The sequence below is a fragment of the Pseudopedobacter sp. genome (assembly GCF_040392825.1).
Classification (GTDB): domain Bacteria; phylum Bacteroidota; class Bacteroidia; order Sphingobacteriales; family Sphingobacteriaceae; genus Pseudopedobacter.
On sequence record NZ_JBEBVH010000191.1, the window covers coordinates 1 to 7936 of the forward strand.

10 protein-coding genes are annotated in these 7936 nt (G+C 33.9%); 7 read left to right on the forward strand and 3 right to left on the reverse strand.

Translation table 11 applies throughout. The features are described 5' to 3' along the window. On the forward strand, window positions 1-366 hold a 366-nt coding region (locus tag ABWO41_RS13055; protein WP_353138688.1), incomplete at its 5' end, for a helix-turn-helix domain-containing protein. A gap of 146 nt (window positions 367-512) precedes the next feature. Here the strand turns inward: ABWO41_RS13055 and rpoN are convergent. Continuing rightward, the gene (rpoN, locus tag ABWO41_RS13060; RefSeq protein ID WP_353138691.1) at window positions 513-1982 is read right to left on the reverse strand and encodes an RNA polymerase factor sigma-54; all 1470 of its coding nucleotides are present in this window, start codon (window positions 1980-1982) and stop codon (window positions 513-515) included. Between the two features lie 177 nt (window positions 1983-2159). On the opposite strand from rpoN, the gene mscL reads away from it, so the two are divergent. From mscL to tsaB, 5 genes are all read left to right on the forward strand, one after another. Next, window positions 2160-2567: a large-conductance mechanosensitive channel protein MscL gene (mscL, locus tag ABWO41_RS13065; RefSeq protein ID WP_353138694.1), complete on the forward strand. Its 408-nt coding sequence runs from the start codon at window positions 2160-2162 to the stop codon at window positions 2565-2567. Window positions 2568-2718: 151 nt separating this feature from the next. After that, window positions 2719-2877: a 50S ribosomal protein L34 gene (gene rpmH / locus ABWO41_RS13070; protein WP_017258626.1), complete on the forward strand. Its 159-nt coding sequence runs from the start codon at window positions 2719-2721 to the stop codon at window positions 2875-2877. Between the two features lie 57 nt (window positions 2878-2934). After that, window positions 2935-3333 (forward strand): ribonuclease P protein component, encoded by a 399-nt coding sequence (locus ABWO41_RS13075; protein ID WP_353138698.1) that lies wholly within the window; start codon window positions 2935-2937, stop codon window positions 3331-3333. After that, the gene (gene yidD / locus ABWO41_RS13080; RefSeq protein ID WP_353138701.1) at window positions 3330-3563 is read left to right on the forward strand and encodes a membrane protein insertion efficiency factor YidD; all 234 of its coding nucleotides are present in this window, start codon (window positions 3330-3332) and stop codon (window positions 3561-3563) included. Before ABWO41_RS13075 ends, yidD begins: the two co-directional genes overlap by 4 nt. 154 nt (window positions 3564-3717) lie before the next feature. After that, a complete protein-coding gene (tsaB, locus tag ABWO41_RS13085) occupies window positions 3718-4407 on the forward strand; it encodes a tRNA (adenosine(37)-N6)-threonylcarbamoyltransferase complex dimerization subunit type 1 TsaB (protein ID WP_353138704.1) in 690 nt (229 codons plus the stop codon). A gap of 83 nt (window positions 4408-4490) precedes the next feature. Here tsaB and ABWO41_RS13090 read toward each other — a convergent pair whose 3' ends face one another. Both ABWO41_RS13090 and ABWO41_RS13095 read right to left on the reverse strand, forming a co-directional pair. Further along, on the reverse strand, window positions 4491-5942 hold the full coding sequence (locus tag ABWO41_RS13090; RefSeq protein WP_353138707.1) for a DUF5723 family protein: 1452 nt from the start codon (window positions 5940-5942) through the stop codon (window positions 4491-4493). 5 nt (window positions 5943-5947) lie between these two features. Continuing rightward, on the reverse strand, window positions 5948-7555 hold the full coding sequence (locus tag ABWO41_RS13095) for a hypothetical protein (protein WP_353138710.1): 1608 nt from the start codon (window positions 7553-7555) through the stop codon (window positions 5948-5950). 121 nt (window positions 7556-7676) lie between these two features. On the opposite strand from ABWO41_RS13095, the gene ABWO41_RS13100 reads away from it, so the two are divergent. Further along, the coding region (locus tag ABWO41_RS13100; protein WP_353138713.1) for a DUF423 domain-containing protein at window positions 7677-7936 on the forward strand (260 nt) is incomplete at its 3' end.

Here is a 7936-nt window from a genome sequence, read left to right on the forward strand (position 1 = left end):
GAAAGAGTTATGAATTGGACAATACTGAAAACCGAGGAGGATTATAACAGGGCTTCCGAGCGGATGATGGAGATATTCCATGCTGAACCCGGTACGCCGGAAAATGACGAAATGTCTTTGCTTATTTTGTTAATACAGGATTATGACAACAGATATTATTCCTTACCGGAAGTGGATGTGTTGGAGGTTATTAAAGCAAAGATGAAGGAAAGAGGATTAAAAAACAAAGATTTAGAGTCAGTAATAGGAAGTAAGGGATATGTTTCAGCTATTCTTGCAGGTAAAAGAGAGATAACCTTGAAAATGGCAAAGCGATTAAAGGATTATTTCAATATTCCGGCAGAGATGTTTTTGCAGGTTCGTTAATTATGATTTTATGGACGAAAATTCCATAAACTTTGTGGCACAAATAGGAAGTTATCAATACATTGACAGGGTTAATTTGCGTTTGCAGATAACCCTGTCAGCGTTTGCATATTAATATCTGCGATGGTAATAAGCTTTTGCTTTTTCTACAATTCTTTCCGCAATCTTGCTACCGGAATACCCAATTGTTCGCGATATTTAGCTACGGTTCTTCTCGCAATATTATAACCTTTTTCTTTCAATATTTCTGTCAGCTTTTCATCTGCCAAAGGTTTCTTCTTATTTTCCTGGCCTATACATTCTTCCAGAATTTTCTTTACTTCTTTATTCGAAACTTCCTCACCTGTTTCAGTTTGTATAGCTTCGGAAAAGAAAGATTTTAGCAAGTAGGTACCAAATTCTGTTTGAACATATTTAGAGTTAGCAACCCTGGAGACTGTAGAGATATCCATACCAATTTTATCGGCAATATCTTTTAAAATCATAGGTTTTAAATAGCGTTCATCCCCATCATTTAAAAAATATTCATATTGATATTGCATAATGGCGTTCATGGTTTTTAGCAAAGTCTGTTGTCTTTGTTTGATGGCATCTATAAACCATTTTGCAGAATCCAGCTTCTGTTTTACAAAATGAACCGCTTCTTTTAGTTTTTTATCTTTTTCGGATGATTTTTCGTAATGCTCAAGCATTTCCTGATAAGATCTGCTAACTCTTAGCTCAGGGGCATTTTTAGAATTTAATGTAAGCGTAAGTGTATTATCTGTTTTGGCAATATGAAAATCAGGGATGATTTGCAATTGCTTGATGTTTGATGCACCAGAATCGCCCGGTTTAGGATTTAATTTCAGGATTTCATTAATAGCATCCTTAAGCTCATCAGGAGCAAGGCCTAATAGCCGCTCTAATTTGTCATAATGCTTTTTGGTGAATTCATCCAGATAATTTTCTATAATATTAATAGCATTTTTTACGATGGGATTGGAAGCGTCTTTTTTTCTCAATTGAATCAGCAAGCATTCCTGTAAATCTCTGGCTCCTATGCCGGGAGGGTCGAAAGACTGAATAACTTTTAGCATCTCTTCGGCTTCCTCGTCTTCAGCAATGACGTTTTGTGAGAAAGCTAAATCATCTACTAAAGACGGTATAGATCTTCTTAAGTAGCCATCATCATCCAGACTCCCAATAATTTGCTGGGCTATCATGTAAGATTTATCATCTAAAGGGATAAGATCCAATTGTGCCTGTAAGTTTTCAAAAAAAGTATTGCTTACCGCAATTGGAAGCTCTTTTCTGTCTTCATCGTCATCATTATCGTATCTATTTCCAAAATCGTTTAGATTATCTTCCTGCAAATAGTCTTCTATATTAAAATCATCAAACTCATCTCCGCTATCTTCCGGATTGAAATCGTCTTCAGGGTCTCTGTCAGGATAATCCTCAACCACTTCATTCATATCTGCAAGGCTAATATCTTCAAGTGCCGGATTTTCTTCTAATTCTTCTTTAATTCTGGTGTCTAGCGCAACGGTAGGTACTTGCAACAGTTTTATAAATTGAATCTGCTGCGGGGAAAGCTTCTGTAAAAGTTTTTGTTGAAGATTCTGTTTTAGCATAAATAAGATTTAACAATCATTACAAAGTTAGCATAAAGAGCTGTATATTTTATGGTTTTAATAGCTAAAGCAAAAAAAGCAGACTTTGTTTTATAAAATTTTTTATTTTTAAAACTTTATTGCTAATTTTTGATTTATAACCAAAATAAAATATACTTATTTAAAATTTAATAAAATATGGGTTTTGCAAAAGAATTTAAAGAATTCGCAATGCGCGGCAGTGTGGTAGACCTGGCTGTCGGTGTAGTTATTGGCGGTGCTTTTGGTAAAATTGTTACTTCGCTGGTAGACGATATTATTATGCCTCCAATAGGGTACATTACAGGAGGAGTAGATTTTTCTGATATTAAATATGTTTTGAAAGCGGCTGATGAAGTAGCAAAAACACCGGAAGTATCAATAAATCTGGGGAATTTTATTAATGTTGTAATCCAATTTTTAATAGTTGCTTTTTGTATTTTTTGTGTGGTTAAAGGTTTAAACTCTTTAAAACGTAAAGAAGAACCTGCACCAGAAGCTGCTCCTGCACCTACAAAAGAAGAGACATTGCTTACCGAAATTAGAGATATCCTTAAAAATAAATAGCATTTTCTGGTACGGAAATCTTTCTGAAGATACTTTTGCTGTTGGAAACTTTTCTGTATTTTTTTGTATTACAGCTTTGAATTTATAAAAAACAAGGTTATATTTGCGCTCTTAAATTTTTAGAGCGAATTATTATTACATATAAATAATCATGAAAAGAACATTCCAGCCTTCTCAAAGAAAAAGAAGAAACAAGCATGGTTTCAGAGAAAGAATGTCTACTGCAAACGGTAGAAGAGTATTAGCGTCAAGAAGAGCTAAAGGCAGAAAAAGATTAACAGTATCTGACGAGCGTCGTCATAAAGCATAATTTTATTGCTTTTCCAATTTTAGTTGGAAATCCGATAGTGCAATATTTTAATCGGATATGGCAATAGAAAAAAAAACTTTTAAGAAAGAAGAACGGTTGTGTAGTAAAAAGCTTATTGCTTCTTTATATGACAACAGTTCTTCTTTTTTATTGTACCCTTATAGAGTTGTTTGGAAAGAAAATTCCCTGTCCCATCAGGAATTTCCAGCTCAAATCCTGATTAGTGCTCCAAAGCGAAGATTTAAACGTAGTGTAGATCGCAATCTTATAAAAAGGAGGATAAAGGAAACTTTTAGAAATAATAAGCAACAGCTTTTATATCCGTTTCTAAAAAATCATAATAAGAATATTTTGTTAGCCATTAATTATGTTGGAAAGGAGATACTCGATTATAAAATAATGGAAGAGAAGATGAAAGGGGTTTTTATGATGTTACAAAAGCAGATTGCAGGATGATAACTTTTCTTAAAAATATACTGTCAGGTTTTTTTTTATTACTAATTAAGATCTATCAATATTTGCTTTCTCCATTATTGGGAGCTTCATGCAGATATACGCCTACATGTTCACAATACGGTATAGAAGCTATTAAAAAACATGGTCCTTTCAAAGGGTTTTGGCTTACTGTAAAAAGAATAGCCCGGTGTCATCCCTGGGGCGGACATGGACATGATTCTGTTCCTTAGCTATTGGCTGAATAGTTTTATTAATAAGCTTATGGTATCCAGAGGATATCATAAACTATCAGACTCTTTTTTTCTTTAATCCTTATTCCTTACTCCTGGTCCCTTCGACTTTATCCTATTAGAATAATTCAACATTAAACATTAATTTCGCAGCATGTCACTTATTCTGCACATAGAAACTTCAACCGCTACCTGTTCTGTTGCACTATCCGAAAATGGTGAGCTTTTAGCAAATGTTGATAAAACTGAGAAAAATATACATGCATCATCGCTAACATTATTTGTTCAGGATGTTTTAAAGGAAGCGGATAGAGACATAAAAGAGCTTACCGCCGTAGCAGTAAGTATGGGGCCGGGGTCTTATACAGGATTAAGAATAGGCGTTTCTACAGCTAAAGGATTGTGCTATGCTTTGGATATACCACTTATCGCTGTAAATACTCTGGAAGCAATGGCTAACGGATTTAAAAACAGATGTTTTTCTGTGAATAAGCATACGCTGTTTTGTCCAATGATAGACGCCAGGAGGATGGAAGTTTATAGTGCCGTTTTTGATGATGAACTGAAAATGGTTAAAGGGGTAGAAGCTGTTATTGTAGAGGAAAACTCTTTTAAAGACGTCTTAGATACACATATTGTGTATTTCTTTGGTGATGGAGCTGCTAAATGCGAAGAAGTATTGGGGACACACTTAAATGCCCGTGTGTTGGATATTTATAAAAATAGTGCTGTCGATATGATGAGTATCGCCCATGAAAAATATGAAAATAAGAACTTTGTTGATGTTGCTTATTTTGAGCCTTATTACCTAAAAGACTATATTGCTGGAGTGAAAAAATCATAATAAATTAACAGAGTATCACCAGGCAGCCAGCTGTATGGGCTTCAGCTTTTTCTTTTGATTTCTTAACTTTAAATAGATCCGTATCAATTTCTTCTTCTGGACCGTCCTTTCTTTTGTTTGGGGAGTTTTCTTTTTTCCTTTTTACTTAGTTTATATACATATCCTGTCTCCGGGTCGTTTAAACCATCTACAAAATCGGCAAAAGGCATAGTCTGCATCACTCTGCCAAATTTGATATTCAGCCCGAAAAAAATATTTGCCTGGGTTGGGCTTTTGCCAATATTTTCGTCTTTTTTGATATATCCCTTACCAATGTAGTATGTCGGCAATAGTTTTTCCGTACCTAAATAGAAGTCGGTATTAGCCGATTTAATCATAAACAGTGCGCCAATATTTAAGCCGTTATTAAAGTAATATGCCGAATTTAAAGCCAGATTCAGGGATCGGTATATATAATTGTTTTGCAACGCAACAAAGCCATTAGAATTTAACAAATTTTTAGAAGCGATAAGTACAGGCTTGTAAGATCCAAAAAGTCTTGAGGCTGCTATTTCCACTTTACTGTTTGTCCAGGTATGGAAAGCTCCGGATTGTCCAGCATTTTTATCTAACATGGCCGCCAAACTGTCTCTATATCGGTCTTTGTAAGTTGCCTTTTTATATCGTAATCCGTTTACGGTCAAAGAATCGGAAAAGTCGTAGCGTGGAGTTTTTTTATTCCAGAAAATAATACCAGCATCTTTCAGATGTCCGGTTAGATAAATCTTGTTATTGAATAAATAGGAAGTACCCAGGCTTAATCCAACTCCGGGGTTTTTTAAGTTGGGAAGTAGAGAACTTGCCTCTAGCTTGTTAGAGCCAAAAGAGTTTGTAAATGTCCCTTGTATAGACATGGTATACTTAGCATCATTTATTTCCAGATTTGAAGATATTATATCCATTTCTGAATATGCAGCACCACTAAGAAGACTTAACTTACCCCCGAAAGCTAATTTTGAGCTGTAGTTTTCTCTGTAGCTAAGTCCAAGCTGCCAATACGCTATATTTTTATAGCTACTTTGGAAGATATCAGGATAAGAGCCATTTTTAAAAATGCTTGTTGAATAAGGTATAACAAGTGCAGCATTAGAGAGACTAAAATCTCCGTCATTTTTAAACTGCAGGGAAATGCCCATTTCCCGTTGATATTCAGCGGTGTAAAGCATTTTTAACATAAACAGATAACCATTGCCTTTAATTGCCAGCCTGTTGATACCATTACTTATGCTGTTGATGGATTTACTATCTATGTCTTTTCCAAATAATATACTTTTGAAAGCGACTTCCGCTTCGCCTTTAACCTTAAGGTCTAAAGACAAACTGGGGAGGAATAGATTAACATTAAATTTTTTACTCTTTTCTGCTGTATAGGAAGACTCAACCGGATTTTCAAAAGAATTATATAAAGTACTGGTATGTGTAAGAGAAAACTCTTGAGCCCGGCTTTTGCAGGTAAGTAAACATAGTAAAATTAAAATCGCTCTTCCTTTAGTCATGCGGTTTAATTAAGCAAAGAGTCCAAAGCCAAAGATTCTGCCTTTTCATCTACCGGTTTTGGCATTTTGCTCATGTACAGATTAGTAAAGAATTTATCTTTGTCTGCGCTAAATTGTACTGAAAGACCATATATGTTCTTCCAGTCAAAATTATCGCTTGTCATATTTTTAAACGCAGACCTGCTTAAAAAAGTTCTGATGTTACTTTTGGAATTTCCATTATGGATAAAATAAAAGATATTACCCTGATTAGATAGGTATTGTTGAAAATATACATTCTTGTCTGTCCGGCTTAAGAAATTTTGTGTTTCGTAATTTTTCAGGAACCTCCTCAAAGTAATGATATTGTTAGAAATAATGATATGATTTTCAATTACCGAATAAAAAGGTCTTTTAAATTCTTTAAACGGATCGCCCAGATAATAATATAACAGGTCCGAATCGTTAAATTTCCTGATATTGGTTTCTCCGGTGCTACTGCTAATGGTAGAAAAAATAAAGGAGAGCCGGTTGGATTTATTGGTTTTTATAACACCCAGTTTATCTCTTGAAGCCAATTGCATTAACCCAAACTCGTTTCCAATTGCGGGATAGAGCTCTTTATCTAAGTTAATAGAGTGCTTTTGAGAAACATTTTGTACCTGTTTGCTCTTCTTGTCAGTTTCCTTTCTGGCGCTAAGCAACGTGTTTAAGCCCGTTCTGAATTTTTCAAAATCAGATACATAATAAAATATATAAGAAGCAGCGTCATAAGGAAGAATTTCGGATAATGTATTCTTTCCTGGATTTTGATTTAAAAATAAAGCAGCATGCCCCTTTTTATTATTGTTTAATGCTGTAGTGCCGCTAAACATAAACGCATTGTTTTGATAATTGATATTCAGGGAAGATACAGCGCTAAAGTTCTTTAAAGAAGCAGTTTCTATCGGATTTTTTTTATCAGAGAAGTTGTTGAGTAACTTTCCAAAGTTTGTAAAGTTTATATAAAGGTTTGCGATAGAATTTTTATTTCTTTGCGACGATACACTTTTCTTCAAAAGATTAAATTGATTTTCTTTTTCGCCTTTCGCTGTAAAAACTTCTTTTAAAAGACTTTCATTAAATGATCCCAGGGCCAGGTTATTTATAAAAGTAAAATAGAACCTGGAATTATTATTAAAATTTAAGTAGAACAGATTTCCTTGCTGTTCTATAACATATTTACTTTTTATTAAATCAATAAGCTGTTGTTGGTTTTTAATTAGCTTACTGTTGACAGGAGTAATAACTAAAAAGTCGGCCTCGTTGGGAGATGTTCCATGTAATGAAAAAAACAATTCATTCTGAATAAATGAGGACGTAATAGCTTCGTCATCAATAAATACAGATTTGAGTGCATTGAGATGATCTGTAGATTCTTTTCCTAAAATATCAGAAAACAAAGTAAAATCCTTAAAGATATCATAGAAAGAAGTTTCGTTTTTATATTCAAATATTAACGATGCATCGGAAGGTATTGTTTGGAATACTTTTTCTGTAGAATTTTCGGAAGAACCTAAGTTTTGAAAATAAAATATAGTGACCCCTGCAACAATAATGACTAAGACAGATATAATGATGATAATACGTTTCATTAATTTTAATTATATTGGAGTAAAATTATCGATAATAAGATCGGTTAACAAAAATAGATTTTTTCACTCTTAGTAACCTAAATAGATTGCATCTTTCTTAAATTAGCAGTTTGTATAGCTTATGAACAAAAGAATCATAATTTCTGCGGCATTTTTTGGAGCTCTGGCGGTAATACTTGGAGCATTTGGTGCGCATGCTTTAAAGAACATTTTGACATCGTACGGTCTGGATATCTGGAATAAGGCGGTTCAATATCAGTTTTATCATACATTAGCGTTGTTATTTTTAAGCAGCTTCGCCAGGTACAGAAACAGTCTGATTAATTTTGCGTCATATTGTTTTACATTTGGTATTATATTATTTAGTGGTTCTCTATACCT